At 27.2% G+C, this 14,896-nt stretch carries 15 protein-coding genes; all 15 read left to right on the top strand.

Annotated elements, in window-relative coordinates:
* Nucleotides 1-155: 155 nt before the first annotated feature.
* The gene (gene rpsO, locus ACTHW2_RS04755; protein ID WP_442262707.1) at nt 156-422 is read left to right on the top strand and encodes a 30S ribosomal protein S15; all 267 of its coding nucleotides are present in this window, start codon (nt 156-158) and stop codon (nt 420-422) included.
* Between the two features lie 86 nt (nt 423-508).
* Nucleotides 509-2,602 (top strand): polyribonucleotide nucleotidyltransferase, encoded by a 2,094-nt coding sequence (locus tag ACTHW2_RS04750; protein WP_442262705.1) that lies wholly within the window; start codon nt 509-511, stop codon nt 2,600-2,602.
* Nucleotides 2,603-2,698: 96 nt separating this feature from the next.
* The gene (locus tag ACTHW2_RS04745; RefSeq protein ID WP_442262703.1) at nt 2,699-3,409 is read left to right on the top strand and encodes a polysaccharide deacetylase family protein; all 711 of its coding nucleotides are present in this window, start codon (nt 2,699-2,701) and stop codon (nt 3,407-3,409) included.
* Nucleotides 3,410-3,451: 42 nt separating this feature from the next.
* The gene (gene dut, locus ACTHW2_RS04740; protein ID WP_442262701.1) at nt 3,452-3,883 is read left to right on the top strand and encodes a dUTP diphosphatase; all 432 of its coding nucleotides are present in this window, start codon (nt 3,452-3,454) and stop codon (nt 3,881-3,883) included.
* 93 nt (nt 3,884-3,976) lie between these two features.
* Nucleotides 3,977-4,216 (top strand): YlmC/YmxH family sporulation protein, encoded by a 240-nt coding sequence (locus ACTHW2_RS04735; protein ID WP_442262699.1) that lies wholly within the window; start codon nt 3,977-3,979, stop codon nt 4,214-4,216.
* A 107-nt stretch (nt 4,217-4,323) separates the two neighbouring features.
* Nucleotides 4,324-5,016: a ClpP family protease gene (locus ACTHW2_RS04730; RefSeq protein WP_442262698.1), complete on the top strand. Its 693-nt coding sequence runs from the start codon at nt 4,324-4,326 to the stop codon at nt 5,014-5,016.
* 105 nt (nt 5,017-5,121) lie between these two features.
* Nucleotides 5,122-7,323 carry a DNA translocase FtsK 4TM domain-containing protein gene (locus ACTHW2_RS04725; RefSeq protein WP_442262696.1) on the top strand — a complete coding sequence of 734 codons (2,202 nt, stop codon included), beginning with the start codon at nt 5,122-5,124 and terminating at the stop codon, nt 7,321-7,323.
* 31 nt (nt 7,324-7,354) lie between these two features.
* Nucleotides 7,355-7,900: a CDP-diacylglycerol--glycerol-3-phosphate 3-phosphatidyltransferase gene (pgsA, locus tag ACTHW2_RS04720; protein WP_442262694.1), complete on the top strand. Its 546-nt coding sequence runs from the start codon at nt 7,355-7,357 to the stop codon at nt 7,898-7,900.
* Nucleotides 7,901-7,914: 14 nt separating this feature from the next.
* Nucleotides 7,915-9,138: a competence/damage-inducible protein A gene (locus tag ACTHW2_RS04715; protein ID WP_442262692.1), complete on the top strand. Its 1,224-nt coding sequence runs from the start codon at nt 7,915-7,917 to the stop codon at nt 9,136-9,138.
* Nucleotides 9,139-9,228: 90 nt separating this feature from the next.
* On the top strand, nt 9,229-10,275 hold the full coding sequence (recA, locus tag ACTHW2_RS04710; RefSeq protein WP_442262690.1) for a recombinase RecA: 1,047 nt from the start codon (nt 9,229-9,231) through the stop codon (nt 10,273-10,275).
* 40 nt (nt 10,276-10,315) lie between these two features.
* Nucleotides 10,316-11,299 carry a metallophosphoesterase family protein gene (locus tag ACTHW2_RS04705; RefSeq protein ID WP_442262688.1) on the top strand — a complete coding sequence of 328 codons (984 nt, stop codon included), beginning with the start codon at nt 10,316-10,318 and terminating at the stop codon, nt 11,297-11,299.
* 1 nt (nt 11,300) lies between these two features.
* Nucleotides 11,301-12,746: an AAA family ATPase gene (locus ACTHW2_RS04700; protein WP_442262686.1), complete on the top strand. Its 1,446-nt coding sequence runs from the start codon at nt 11,301-11,303 to the stop codon at nt 12,744-12,746.
* A gap of 14 nt (nt 12,747-12,760) precedes the next feature.
* Nucleotides 12,761-13,009, top strand: a complete 249-nt coding sequence (locus tag ACTHW2_RS04695; RefSeq protein ID WP_442262684.1) for a hypothetical protein — start codon at nt 12,761-12,763, stop codon at nt 13,007-13,009.
* A 4-nt stretch (nt 13,010-13,013) separates the two neighbouring features.
* Nucleotides 13,014-13,667: an ATPase gene (locus ACTHW2_RS04690; protein ID WP_442262682.1), complete on the top strand. Its 654-nt coding sequence runs from the start codon at nt 13,014-13,016 to the stop codon at nt 13,665-13,667.
* Nucleotides 13,668-13,818: 151 nt separating this feature from the next.
* Entirely contained in the window at nt 13,819-14,874 is a 1,056-nt protein-coding gene (rny, locus tag ACTHW2_RS04685) for a ribonuclease Y (RefSeq protein WP_442262680.1), read from the top strand.
* Nucleotides 14,875-14,896 lie beyond the last annotated feature (22 nt).

Genomic DNA, 14,896 nt, shown 5'->3' with positions numbered 1-14,896 from the left:
TCATAACTAACATTAAATGTAAACATTAATGTTTACATTTAATGTTAGTTATGATAATATAAATTTATATAATAAATTGCCTAAAGCTAAGTTTAACGGTTCCTCTTCGTTTTACATTGCTATAGGTGTATAAATAAAGTTGGAGGTGTATTTTAATGTTAGAAAAAGAAGTAAAAGAACAAATAATTAATGAATACAAATTACACGAAGGAGATACTGGTTCTCCAGAAGTACAGATTGCTATATTAACTTATAGAATCAATTCTTTAAACGAACATCTTAAGGAACATAAAAGAGATCATCATTCTAGAAGAGGTCTTTTAAAAATGGTAGGACAAAGAAGAAATCTTTTAAGATATCTTCAAAATAATGATATTGAAAGATATCGTTCTTTAATTGAAAGATTACACATAAGAGGTTAATAAAAAAAGAGCGGGAGAGTCCCGCTCTTTAATTTTAATAATATTTATTGATAATGATATATTACAGAAGAAAAAGGAGGTATTTTATGGAGAAAACATTTTATTATAAATTAGCAAATAAAGACTTAAAAATAACTATTGGAAAAGTTGCAGAACAAGCAGGTGGATCATGTTTATTACAATATGGTGATACTGTAATATTAGCAACTGCAACTTCATCTAAAGAACCAAGAGAAGGTATAGACTTTTTTCCTTTAAGTGTAGACTATGAAGAGAAATTATATTCTGTAGGTAAAATTCCAGGAGGTTTCATTAAAAGAGAAGGAAGGCCTAGTGAAAAAGCAGTATTAACTTCAATACTTATAGATAGACCACTTAGACCTTTATTTCCTGAAGGCTATAGAAACGATGTTCAAGTAATTACAACTGTACTATCTGTAGATCAAGATGATTCACCTGAAATTATAGCTATGATAGGCTCATCAATAGCTCTTTCTATATCAGATATACCGTTTGATGGACCGACAGGAGCAGTACTTGTAGGATTGGTTGATGACCAGTTCATAATAAATCCTAATAGCGAACAAAGAGAAAAATCTAAAATCCATTTAGTTGTATCAGGTACAGAAGATGCAATAATGATGGTAGAGGCAGGTTCTAATGAAGTAAGTGAAGAAATTGTACTTGATGCTATACTATTTGCTCAAAAAGAAATAAATAGGATATGTAAGTTTATTTTAGACATACAAAATGAAGTAGGAAAAGAAAAAAGATCTTACAATTTAGCTAAACCAGAAAAAGAATTGGAAGAAAAAATTATAAATTATGGTAAAGAAAAACTAACTAATGCCATTAATACTGCAGAAAAACAAGAAAGACAAGAAAATATAAATGAAGCAACTGAAGAGATATTAGAATCATTTTTAAAAGATTATCCAGAAGATAAAAAAAGCATATTACAAGTAATAGATAACTTAATTAAAAGCGAAGTAAGAAGATTGATTGTAGAAGACCATATAAGACCTGACAATAGAGATTTGGATGAAATAAGAACTATTACCAGTGAGGTAGGCTTAATACCTAGAACCCATGGTTCAGGTTTATTTACTAGAGGTCAAACCCAAGTATTAACCCTAGCAACTTTAGGAGCATCTTCAGATGTTCAAATTATAGATGGACTTGGAGAAGAAGAATCTAAGAGATATATGCATCATTACAATTTTCCACCATATTCAGTAGGAGATACAAGACCTATGAGAGGACCTGGTCGTAGAGAAATAGGACACGGTGCATTAGCAGAAAAAGCATTACTTCCTGTTATTCCATCTATGGAAGAATTTCCCTATACTATAAGATTAGTATCTGAAGTACTAAGTTCTAATGGATCATCTTCACAAGCTAGTGTTTGTGGAAGTACTTTATCTTTATTAGATGCTGGAGTTCCTATAAAATCTTCAGTAGCTGGTATTGCAATGGGTCTAATAAAATCAGATAATAAAATTGCTATTCTTACTGATATACAGGGAATGGAAGATCATCTTGGAGATATGGATTTTAAAATTGCTGGAACAAGAGAAGGCATAACAGCTATACAAATGGACATAAAAATATCTGGAATAGATAGAAATATATTAGAAGAAGCTTTACAAAAAGCTAAAGAAGGAAGATTGTTTATTCTAAATAAGATGGATGAAACCATTTCTGAATCTAGACAAGAATTATCTAAATATGCCCCAAAGATACTTACTATGCAAATCAATCCAGATAAAATAAGAGATGTTATTGGACCGGGCGGAAAAGTAATAAATAAAATTATAGATGAAACTGGTGTTAAGATAGATATAGATGATGATGGGAAAATAGCTATTTCAGCTGAAAATACTGAAAGTGGTAATGAAGCTATGCAAATAATAGAAAATATTATTAAAGAAGTTGAAGTTGGAGAGATTTATTTAGGAAAAGTAAACAAAATTACTAACTTTGGTGCCTTCTTAGAAGTCTTAAATGGAAAAGAAGGATTACTTCATATTTCACAAATTGCAAAAGAAAGAATTAATAAAGTTGAGGATGTACTAAAAGTTGGGGATGAACTATTAGTAAAAGTTACGGAAATTGATAAACAAGGTAGAATAAATCTTTCTAGAAAAGTTTTATTGGAAGATGAAAAAGAAGAAAAATAAATTGTACATGAACCTTTTTAGGTTCATGTTTTAATTTTTGTATAATATTTTTCCTTTGGAATATATATTTAATAATAATATAAAAGGAGGAAGAATATGAAACTTTTGATTTTTAATAAAAAAATGATTTATTTAACTTTATTACTATTGATTTTTATTATATTAATATCATTAGTAATAATAAACTATGGGAAAACTAAAGATGTGTTTATGCAGGATATATTTTATGAGGGTATAAATGATAAAAAAATAATATCATTTGCTTGTAATATTGATTGGGGAGAGGAATATATTCCACAAATGCTTAATATTTTTAAAAAAAATGATATTAAGATTACATTTTTCCCAACAGGAAAATGGGCTGAAAAAAATCCAGAAATACTCGAGGATATCTTTAGAAATGGCCATGAAATAGGAAACCACGGTTATAGTCATATAGACTATGATAAATTAGATTATGAACAGAACTTTGAACAAATACAAAAAACTGATAATATAATAAATAAAATAACAAATACAAAATCTATGTATTTTGCTCCACCTTCAGGTGCATTTAATGATTATACTATTAAAGCTGCTAAAGATCTAGACTATAAAGTAATAATGTGGAGTATAGATACAATAGACTGGAGAGAAGATAGTACAAGGGAATTAATAGCTAAAAGAGTAATAGATAAAGCTCATAATTCGGCTATAGTATTAATGCACCCTACTGAAAATACAGTAAATGCATTGGAAGAAATTATAGATGAACTAAGAAAAATGGGATTTAAGATTGGAAAAATAAGCGATGTTTTAAATAATTAATTATATAACAACAAATTAAGGAAAATATTTAGGAGTGAATAAATGAAAATACAAGTTATTAATAAAAGTCCGTTTGAACTTCCTTCATATAAGACATTAGGATCTTCAGGGGTAGATTTACAAGCCCACATTGATAATTCAGTTGAACTAGAACCACTCAGTAGGGCAATCATACCAACTGGGATTTTCATGTCAATTCCGAGCGGATATGAGGGCCAAATAAGAGGGAGAAGTGGACTTGCGTTAAATTATGGAATAAGTTTAGCTAACGGTGTAGGTACAATAGATAGTGACTATAGAGGAGAAATAAAAGTTATATTAATAAATATAAGCAATCAAAAATACACAATAAATAAAGGGGATAGAATTGCTCAATTTATACTTTCTAAGTATGAAAATATCGAGTTTGAAGAAGTGGAGAATTTAACGGAGACTAAAAGATCTGATGGTGGCTTTGGACATACGGGTATATAAATATGTTGTATCATATATAATCTTATCATAAATGATACAACATATTTATAATTAAACTTCATATAATTTAATATAAGAATATGAGGTGATTTTATGAGATTAAGTGAATTAGGACAAAAAGAAATTGTAAATTTAAATAATGGAGAAAGGTTAGGACTTATTTCAGATACCGATATATTATTTGATGAAAAAACTGGTAAAATAATAAGTCTTTTAGCCTCAGAAAAAAAAGCAGCTTTTAAATTATTAGGTATTGAAGGTCTTGAAAAAGAAGTACCTTGGGAATCTATAAGAAAAATAGGTTATGACATGATAATAGTAGAATTGGAATAAACTAAAAGGATACAAAATATATTTTGTATCCTTTTAGTTTATTTTTTAATACATAATATTAATAAAATAGTAAAAACTATATTATATTAATATTTAGGAGGAATTAAATGAAATTTATAAATGCTAAAATAGAAAAAGATGAAAATGATACAAGTCAAGAAATAAAAGAATTTGGTACTAAAATAAATGAAGAGTATACATCAAACATACAATTTATTTCTGTAATAGGAGAAATAGAAGGACACGTTATATCTAACAAAGGAAAAAAGGCTACTAAATATGAACATATAATACCACTTCTAATAAGTGCTCAATTAAATCCTAAAATAGAAGGAATTTTTATAATATTAAATACAGTAGGTGGAGATGTAGAAGCCGGACTTGCATTAGCAGAAATGATAAATAGTATTGACAAACCTAAAGTATCATTGGTTCTAGGAGGCGGACATAGTATAGGTGTACCATTAGCTACTTCTACAGATTACTCTTTTATAGTTGAAAGTGCTAGCATGACAATACATCCAATTAGAACAACGGGACTTGTAATAGGTGTACCTCAAAGTTTTAGATATTTTGAAAAAATGCAGCAAAGAATAAACAATTTCATAACTAGAACATCAAATATTAAAAAAGAAGATTTTTTAAAATTTATGTATGATACTGATGAATTAGCAAATGATATAGGGACTATCTTAGTGGGAAATGAAGCTGTTGAATGTGGACTCATAAACGAAGTAGGAGGACTAAATAAATCATTAAAAAAATTAAATGAAATGATAGAATTTAATAAAAATAGATAAAGGTTTTCGATTATGCTATAATATTAATCATAGGAACTAGAAAATAAAAAAACTTTTATTGGACAAGTGTGATTATAATATTTATGCTAAAAGGGGAATTTAACATTGAAAAACAAAAGGAAAAAAAAGAAAATAAAAGGTAATAAAGATAAAAAAATAAATCATGATATTATGGGGCTGATTATAATTGCTTTAGGCATTATATCTATGATCAGTCTCTTTACATTTAAAGCTGGAATAGTTGGATCTATAATAAGGGGCACTACATTCTCAATGATGGGATTTGGTGGATATTTCTTTCCAATCTTATTAATCATCTTTGGAGTGATAATTATATTAGACGAATTTGATAAAAAAGAAATAAAGATTGCTTCTATTATTTTTATTTTATTTTTAATTTTTTTAGTAGGTTTAGATAGTCAAAATACAAATATAAATGGATTTATAGATAGAATTAAAACTTCTATTTATTTATCAAAATTAAGTAAGGGTGGAGGTGTCCTTGGATCATTTATTGGTTATTTTTACTATCAACTTTTTGGTATTATAGGTGGATATATAATTTTATTGTTTACCACGTTTGTCTCATTGTTAGTTTTATTCAATATAAAATTAAAAGATGTATATTACAAAGTTAATACTATTATAAAGGAATTAAAAAACAAAAAAAATATAAGTCGAAAATATAAGCCATTAAAAGTAAATACAGAGAAAAATGACATTAACAAAGAAAATAAAAAACCACAAAAAAAAGAAATACATATTTTAGATTATACGGATGAAAAAGAAATAGAAGTAAAAAAAGGTAAAAAAACTATATCTAAAGATAAACCCATAGATAATACTAATTCCCAAGAAAGTTTAGATATCGTAAGTAAAAGTAATGAAAATTTCGTATATAAAATACCTCCAATTGATTTATTAAAATCACCTAATAACCAAAAAATTAAAGACAAAAAAGATATACTTAATAATGCAGAAATAATTGAAGAAACTATGAATAACTTTGGTATTAATTCAAAAGTAACGCAAATAAATAAAGGTCCTACAATAACATGTTATGAACTTTCGCCATCACCTGGGATTAAGCTTAGTAAAATAGTATCGTTATCAGATAATATAGCACTAAGTCTTGCATCTTCTGATATAAGAATTGAAGCTCCTATACCAGGTAAATCAGCAGTAGGGATAGAAGTACCGAATAAAATAAAGGATAGTGTCATGTTAAAAGAAATTCTATTATCAGAAGAATATACTCAAATAGATTCAAAAACTCCAATAGCACTAGGTAAAGATGTCTCAGGAAAGGCAGTAGTTTCCTCTATAGATAAAATGCCGCATTTACTTATTGCAGGTGCTACTGGATCGGGTAAAAGTGTCTGTATAAATACTATTATAATGAGTATATTATATAAATCTACTCCAGATGATGTAAAGTTATTACTTATAGATCCAAAAGTGGTGGAATTAAGTATATATAATAAAATACCACATTTACTTATTCCAGTAGTAACTGATCCGAAAAAAGCTTCTTTTTCACTTAATTGGGCAGTTGATGAAATGGAAAAAAGATATAAAATCTTTGCTGAAAATAATGTTAGAGATATAGGTTCTTATAATGAAAAAGCTCAATCAAACTCTACAAATAAATTACCATCTATAGTAATAATAATAGATGAGTTATCTGATTTAATGATGGTTGCAGCTCAAGAAGTAGAAGAATACATTTGTAGGTTAGCACAAATGGCTAGAGCAGCAGGAATATATTTAATTATAGCTACTCAAAGACCTTCTGTTGATGTAATTACTGGAACTATCAAAGCCAATATACCATCTAGAATATCCTTTGCTGTTTCATCGCAAGTTGATTCTAGGACTATACTTGATATGACTGGGGCAGAAAAATTATTAGGAAAGGGTGATATGCTTTTTTATCCATCGTTTTTTTCTAAGCCATTTAGAATACAGGGTGCATTTATAAGTGACTTGGAAGTAGAAAATATAGTTGATTTTTTAAGTCGAAATCATGAAAAATCTTATGATGAAGACGTTTTAGAAGTAATAGAAAGTTCTAAATCTATAAATACTATTGATAATGATGTATTACTGCCAGATGCAATTCAAATTATCTTAGAGGATGGTCAAGCCTCTATTTCTATGCTTCAAAGAAAATTAAGAATAGGATATGCTAGGGCAGCTAGAATAATAGATGAAATGGAGGAACAAGGCATTATAGGGGGGTATGAAGGTAGTAAACCAAGAAAAGTACTTATATCTAAAGATGATTTAGAAAGTATGAACATATAATAATGATTAAACTAATAATAGGGGGAGAAAAATGAATTTACCAAATAAAATAACTTTTTGTCGTGTACTTCTAGTACCCATATTTATAATTATGTTTTATATAGATATACCAAATAATCAATTTTATGCTGGTCTTATATTTGTAATAGCAGCTTTAACTGATAGCTTAGATGGGTATTTAGCAAGAAAAAATAGTCAAGTTACTAACTTAGGAAAGTTTATAGATCCATTAGCAGATAAACTGCTAGTTTCTGCAGCACTAATATTATTAGTAGAAGCAGGTACAATTCCAGGATGGGTAGTTATTACAATTATTGCAAGAGAATTTACTATAACTGGATTTAGAATAATTGCAGCATCTGAAGGAGTAACAATAGCTGCTAGTTCATTAGGAAAGTTTAAAACTATCACCCAACTTATAGCTATTGCATTGCTACTATTTAATAATATATTATTTAGAAACTTAAATATTCCCATGGACCAGATATTCTTATATATTTCTTTATTATTTACAGTCCTATCTGGATATGACTATATTTCTAAAAATATAGATACACTAAATTTGAATGATAAATAATAGGAGTTGAAATAATGGTTTGTGAAATTATAACTATTGGAACTGAAATTATAATGGGAAACACTTTAAATACAAATAATTTTTTCTTATCTAAAAAACTTGCAGAATTAGGGATAGAGGTTTACTTTCACACCTCTGTAGATGATAATCCAAAGAGACTAAAATCAGTAATTAAGACTGCTTTTAACCGCTCAGATATAATCATTACAACTGGAGGGTTAGGTCCTACCAAAGACGATATGACTAAAGAAGTTATATCTAAAGTATTGGATTTAGATATGCAATTAGATAAAGATATGGAACTAAATATTAAAAATATGTTTGTAAATGGCAATTGGACTATGTCAGATAATAATCAGAAACAAGCATTTAAACCTATAGGATCAACTTTTATAAAAAATGTTATAGGAACAGCACCAGGTATATATATAGAAAGAGATAATAAAAAAATAATATTATTACCAGGCCCTCCAAGAGAAATGAAATTAATGTTTGAAAATAGCGTTATAGATTTAATAAAAGCGAATTTTAATATAGCTACTACATCTATCAATACTGTAGGAATAGGTGAATCGGAATTAGAATCTAGACTGAATAAACTAGATTTAGATACTAAAAATACATCTGTTCTAACATTTGCAAAAGAGGGCACAGTTGAAATAAAAATTATATCGAAAAATAAAGATAAAAATATTATCAAAAATGAAATAAAGAACATAAAACAAATACTTGAAAAAGAATTTCAAGATTTTATTTATGGATATGATAATGTTAATTTAGAAGATATAATTATTAATTTGCTAATTGAAAAAAAAATAATTTTAGGTTTATGTGAATCTATAACAGGGGGAATGATATCAGGCAAGCTAACTCAAGTTCCTGGTGCTTCTAAAGTCTTTGATAGATCTATAGTAACATATAGTAGTTCATCAAAAATAGAAGAATTAGGAGTGAAAAAAGAAACATTGATGCAATATGGTTCTGTTAGCAAAGAAACTGCATATGAAATGGCTAAAGGCTTATTTGAAAGAAACAATCTAGATATCGCCTTATCCATTACAGGATTAGCAGGCCCAGGACATGATTCATCAACCAAACCTATAGGGTTGGTCTATATATGTATAATAACAAAGAATTTTGAAAAAACTTTTAAATATAATTTTAATGGTAACAGAGCTTTAATTAGAAAAAGATCTACAATTAAAGCTTTAGATGAAATAAGGAAAATAATTAAATAAAGATTGACTTATATATTGAACTAATATAAAATATAAGTAGAACTAACGTTCCTAAAATGAAAGGGGTGATTCCAGTTTAACTGGAAGAAAATGGCTGATAATAAAGAAAAAAACAAAGCATTAGATGTAGCATTAAGTCAAATAGAAAAACAATTTGGAAAAGGTTCTGTTATGAAATTAGGAGATAATGTAAAAATGAATCTAGATGTCATTCCAACAGGTTCCTTGAATTTAGACATAGCATTAGGATTAGGAGGAGTTCCTAGAGGTCGTATAATTGAAATCTATGGTCCAGAATCATCAGGTAAAACAACAGTTTCTCTTCACATAATAGCTGAAGCTCAAAAAAAGGGTGGCATAGCAGCATTCATTGATGCTGAACACGCATTGGATCCTTTATATTCTAAAAAGTTAGGTGTAGACATTGATAATTTAATTATTTCACAACCAGATACTGGCGAGCAGGCACTAGAGATCACTGAAGCATTAGTACGTAGTGGGGCAGTAGATATAGTTGTAATAGACTCTGTAGCAGCTCTAGTACCTAAAGCAGAAATAGAAGGAGAAATGGGAGATTCTCATATAGGTCTCCAGGCTAGACTAATGTCTCAAGCTCTTAGAAAATTAGCAGGCGCAATCAATAAATCAAATACAACTTGTATATTCATAAATCAACTTCGAGAAAAAGTAGGCGTAATGTTCGGCAGTCCAGAAACGACATCAGGTGGAAGAGCTTTAAAGTTTTATTCAAGCGTTAGGATTGATGTAAGAAGAATTGAAACTTTAAAACAAGGGGATCAAATGATAGGAAATAGAACTAGAGCCAAAATTGTTAAAAACAAGGTAGCTCCACCATTTAAGCAGGCTGAATTTGATATTATGTATGGTCTTGGAATTTCAAAAGAGGGAAATATATTAGATGCAGGTGTAAAATCTGAAATTATTAAAAAATCTGGATCTTGGTATAGTTATGGTGAAAACAGATTAGGTCAAGGAAGAGAAAATTCAAAAGATTTTCTCCGAGATAATCCTGAAATAAGTGATGAAATAGAGTTAGCAATAAGGAAAGAAAATGGGTTAATAGAAGAAGATAAAGAAGTAGATTCTAAAAAGAATAAAGATAGTGAAGCCAAATAAAACCTCCTCAATGAGGAGGTTTTATTTTAGGAGGAATACATTGAAAATATTATTTTTTACTGATTCACACATAAGAGGAACTACACCTAAAAATAGAAAAGATAACTTTACCAATACTCTAGAAAAAAAGTTTAATGAAATTGTAAAAATAACTTCTGAAGAAAATATAGATTATATTATACATGGTGGAGATTTGTTTGATAGACCAGATGTCTCCATCTCTTTAGTAAGTAAATTTGCTAAAATTTTAAATCAAATAAAGGTTCCTATATATATAATAAGTGGTAATCACGATATTTTTGGTCACAATCCCAAGACTTTAAATAGAACTATGTTAGGTTTAATTTCTGAATTGCAAGTATTAAATATTATAAATAAAGATGAAAAAATATTTTTAAAGAAAAACAATATAAAAGTACAGCTAACTGGACATCCATATATATATGATATAGATAATCCTGTAGATAAATCTGCTTACATTGTAAACCATATAGAAGAAAGTTGTAACTATGCTATTCACATAGTTCATGGAATGTTATTAGACAAACCTTTTATTAAAGGAGTTCCTTATACTTTAGTAGATGATATTAAAGAAACATTAGCAGATATTACTTTATCGGGACATTATCATTCTGGATTTAAAACTATTAAAATTGAAAACAAATTTTTTTTAAATCCAGGTAGCATTGTTAGAATATCTAATAGTATGCGGGAAATTAAAAGAAAACCAAAAGTTACTATTATAAATTTAAATGACAGTATAGACATCTCACATAGATATTTATCTAGCGCATTACCTGGAGAAAAAGTTTTAGATAGAAAAGAAATAGAAGATGGTATATATAGAAGAGAAAGAATGTATGAATTTAAACAAACCATTGATAATGCTATGAATTTTGAAAAAATGGATATAAATGATATATTACTCCAAGTATCAACCACTGAAGGAGTAGACCAAGATGTAAAAAATGAAGCTTTAAAAAGAATAAGTTTAATACAAATGAATAATGTAGCAGGTGAATGATATGAAATATTTAAGAAAAGTTATTTTAAAAAATTTCCAATCACATAAACATAGTGTCATAGAATTTGATCATGGATTAAATGTTATTGTAGGGCCTTCAGATTCAGGAAAATCTTCTATTATAAGGGGTATTAAATGGGCTTTATATAATGATCCTTTAGGTGATTATTTTATTAGAGAAGGTGAAACAGAAACCTCTGTTACTTTAGAATTTAGCAACAATATAAAAGTAAAAAGATTAAGAACAAAATCAAGAAATGCATATATACTCTACAATATAGAAGGTGAGGAAATAGTCTTTGAAGGCTTTGGTAGTAAAGTTCCTAAAGAAATCACTGAAATGTTATCAATTAAAAAAATACCGCTAGATAGCAACGAGACAAATAATATAAATTTAGGTGAACAATTAGAAGGTGCTTTTTTATTATCTGAAAAAGGAAGTGTTAGAGCTAGTGCAATCGGGAGACTTGTAGGTGTTAATTTAATAGATGATGCATTGAAAGATACACTAAAAGATATTCGTAACATTTCCATTAATAAAAAAATAGTAATTGAAAGTATAGATAAGATAGAAAATGAATTAAAAGCATATAAATCTTTAGAAAATTTAAGGGAAAATATAAATAAACTAGAGGAACTAAAGACTAATATTAACAAAAAAATCAAATTAAAAAATGATATTATTAAAAGTAAACAAGTTTACGATGATATCATTAAAGAAAAAAAATACTTTAATAATATTATTTCTAAAGTAAATAATGTTTCTACTTTAGAAACAAACATTTATAAAGTAGAAAACAAAAATAGAACGTTAAAATCTTATAAAAATATAAACGATAGATTAATTAGAAATAAAAAACAAATAAATTATAATAAATATTTATTATGTGAATTAAGATATATCAATTATTTACAAAGTAAAATAATTGTAATTACTAATTTAAAAGATAAATTACAATTATTGAATAAATTAAAAATAAATATAAAAAATCATAGAATTGAAATTGAAAAATTCGCCTCATTAAATGATAATTTAAAAGGAATAGAGTTTATTCAAAAAAAATCTAATATTATTGAAATCAAAATTGATCAGTTCAATAAAATAAATAATATCAAGAAAAGATTAGATTCGACTTATAAAAATTTGAAAACTGGTGAAAATTATATAAGAAATTTTAAAAATATAACAATAATTGAAAATACATTCAGTAATTTGAATAAATTAATAACTATGAGAGATACAATAACAAAATTATCCATAAATTTAAATCAAGTTAAAACTGAATCTAAAAATAAAAAAAATATATATTTAAAAAGACTAAAAAAAGAAATATATAATAATTTGAAAGAATATGAAAACTTATTTATAGAAAATAAGATTTGCCCATTTTGTTTAAGTTCAATTGATAAAAATAAAATTGATCATATAATTAAACATTATAGCTAGGAGGTATTTTATATATGGAATATGAAAAAGAATTAAGTATTTTAAAAGAAAACTTGGATAAAGCTAAAACTTTAAAGTATAAAGCTGAAGCTAGACTTGAACAACTAAATAAACAAGAAGAAGAACTTATAAAAGAACTAAAAGATTTAGGAGTAAATCCTGAAGACTTAAATGAAGAAATAAATAAATTAACATCTGAAATTGAAGATTTATTTGATAAATCCAATAAATTATTACCTAAAGATATATTAGAAAAGAAGTGATAACATGGTAAATGATATTAATAAATTTGATAGAGTGTTAAAGGATTTAAAAGATTACTTTTCAAAAGAGATAGGTAAAAAAGAAAAGCTTGAGGAACAGCATAATCTTTATCTAGAGGATCTTAACAATATAAACTCACAGATTGAACTATTAGAAAAAGTGATAATGCTTCTTCAAAAAACTTCTGAATTTGCTAGAAATCAAGCTAAGTCTCAAATTGAAAATTTAGTTACCAAATGTCTACAGTTTATTTTTGAATCTAATGTTATATTCTCAATAGAAATTGAGGAATTAAGAAATAAAGCTAATGCAGATTTTTTTGTTATAGATGAAGTAGATGATCTTATAATTAAAACAAAGCCTGAATTATCTAGGGGTGGTGGAGTCGTTGATATAGTTTCATTAGCTCTCAGAATTGCATTTTTACAAATACACAAGCCGAGTATTGAAGGGCCTTTAATTTTGGATGAACCTGCAAAGCATGTAAGTCAAGAGTTTATAAATAATGTTGGAGAGTTTTTAAAACAAACTTCAGATATGTTTAATAGACAAATAATAATGATAACACATGATGACTACTTATCTTCTTTAAGTGATAAAAGTTATAGAGTAAATTTAATAGATACTGTAAGCATTGTAAGTCCAATTGAAGAATAACTATCCCTTGACATATATCATTATAAGTAATAAAATAAAGTTGTGTAACTATACAAGAAATTTATAATTTCTATGCTAAATTGTATTTTTTAAAATTAAAATTAAAACTTTAGAATGTAGTATGGAACTTGAAAATTTAATAAAACAGGAGGTGTTAATTATTGAAGCTTTATATGGAATTGGTGGAATAATAATTGGATTAATCATTGGATATTTTGTAAGAAAAAATATCGGGGAAAGCAAAATAGGCGTCGCTGAAGAATTATCTGAAAAAATATTAGAAGATGCTAAAAAAGAAGGGGCAGCACATAAAAAAGAACTATTATTGGAAGCTAAAGATGAGATTCATAAATTGAGAGTAGATTCAGAAAGAGAAACTAGAGAAAGACGAAATGAAATCCAAAAACTTGAAAAAAGGGTTTTAAATAAAGAAGAAAACTTGGATAAAAAGTCTGATACTATTGAAAGAAAAGAAAATCAAATTGCTAAACGAAACAAACAATTAGATGAAAAAGAAGAATCTATTAATAATTTATATGATAAGCAAGTCTTAGAATTAGAAAAGATTTCTGGTTTAAGTGTAGATGAAGCTAAAGAAATACTTTTTGATGATGTTAAAAGAGAAATATCACATGAATCTGCAATGATGATTAAGGAAGTTGAAAATGAAGCTAAGCAAGAAGCAGAGAAGAGATCTAAAGAGGTTATATCTAGAGCAATACAAAGGTATGCTGCTGATCATGTAGCTGAAACAACTGTTACTGTTGTATCTTTACCTAATGATGAGATGAAAGGTAGAATAATAGGTAGAGAAGGTAGGAATATTCGAACTCTTGAAACTTTAACTGGAATTGATTTAATTATAGATGATACTCCAGAAGCAGTAGTTTTATCCGGCTTTAATCCTATTAGAAGAGAAGTCGCTAGAATCGCTTTAGAAAAATTAATAGTTGATGGAAGAATTCATCCAGCTAGAATTGAAGAGATGGTTGATAAAGCTAAAAAGGAAGTTGAAGGTATTATAAAAGAAGTTGGAGAACAGGCTGCTTTTGATACTGGTATACATGGACTTCATCCTGAAATTATAAAATTATTAGGAAGATTAAAGTATAGAACTAGTTATGGACAAAATGTCTTAAATCATTCTATTGAGGTATCCCATTTAGCTGGGATTATCACAGCTAAATGGGATGCCTCAATAGAATGATTTAAGACTTTTTGTAAATATC

This window comes from Tissierella sp. (genome assembly GCF_052089545.1).
Classification (GTDB): domain Bacteria; phylum Bacillota; class Clostridia; order Tissierellales; family Tissierellaceae; genus Tissierella_A.
This window is presented reverse-complemented; position numbering and strand designations above follow the sequence as displayed.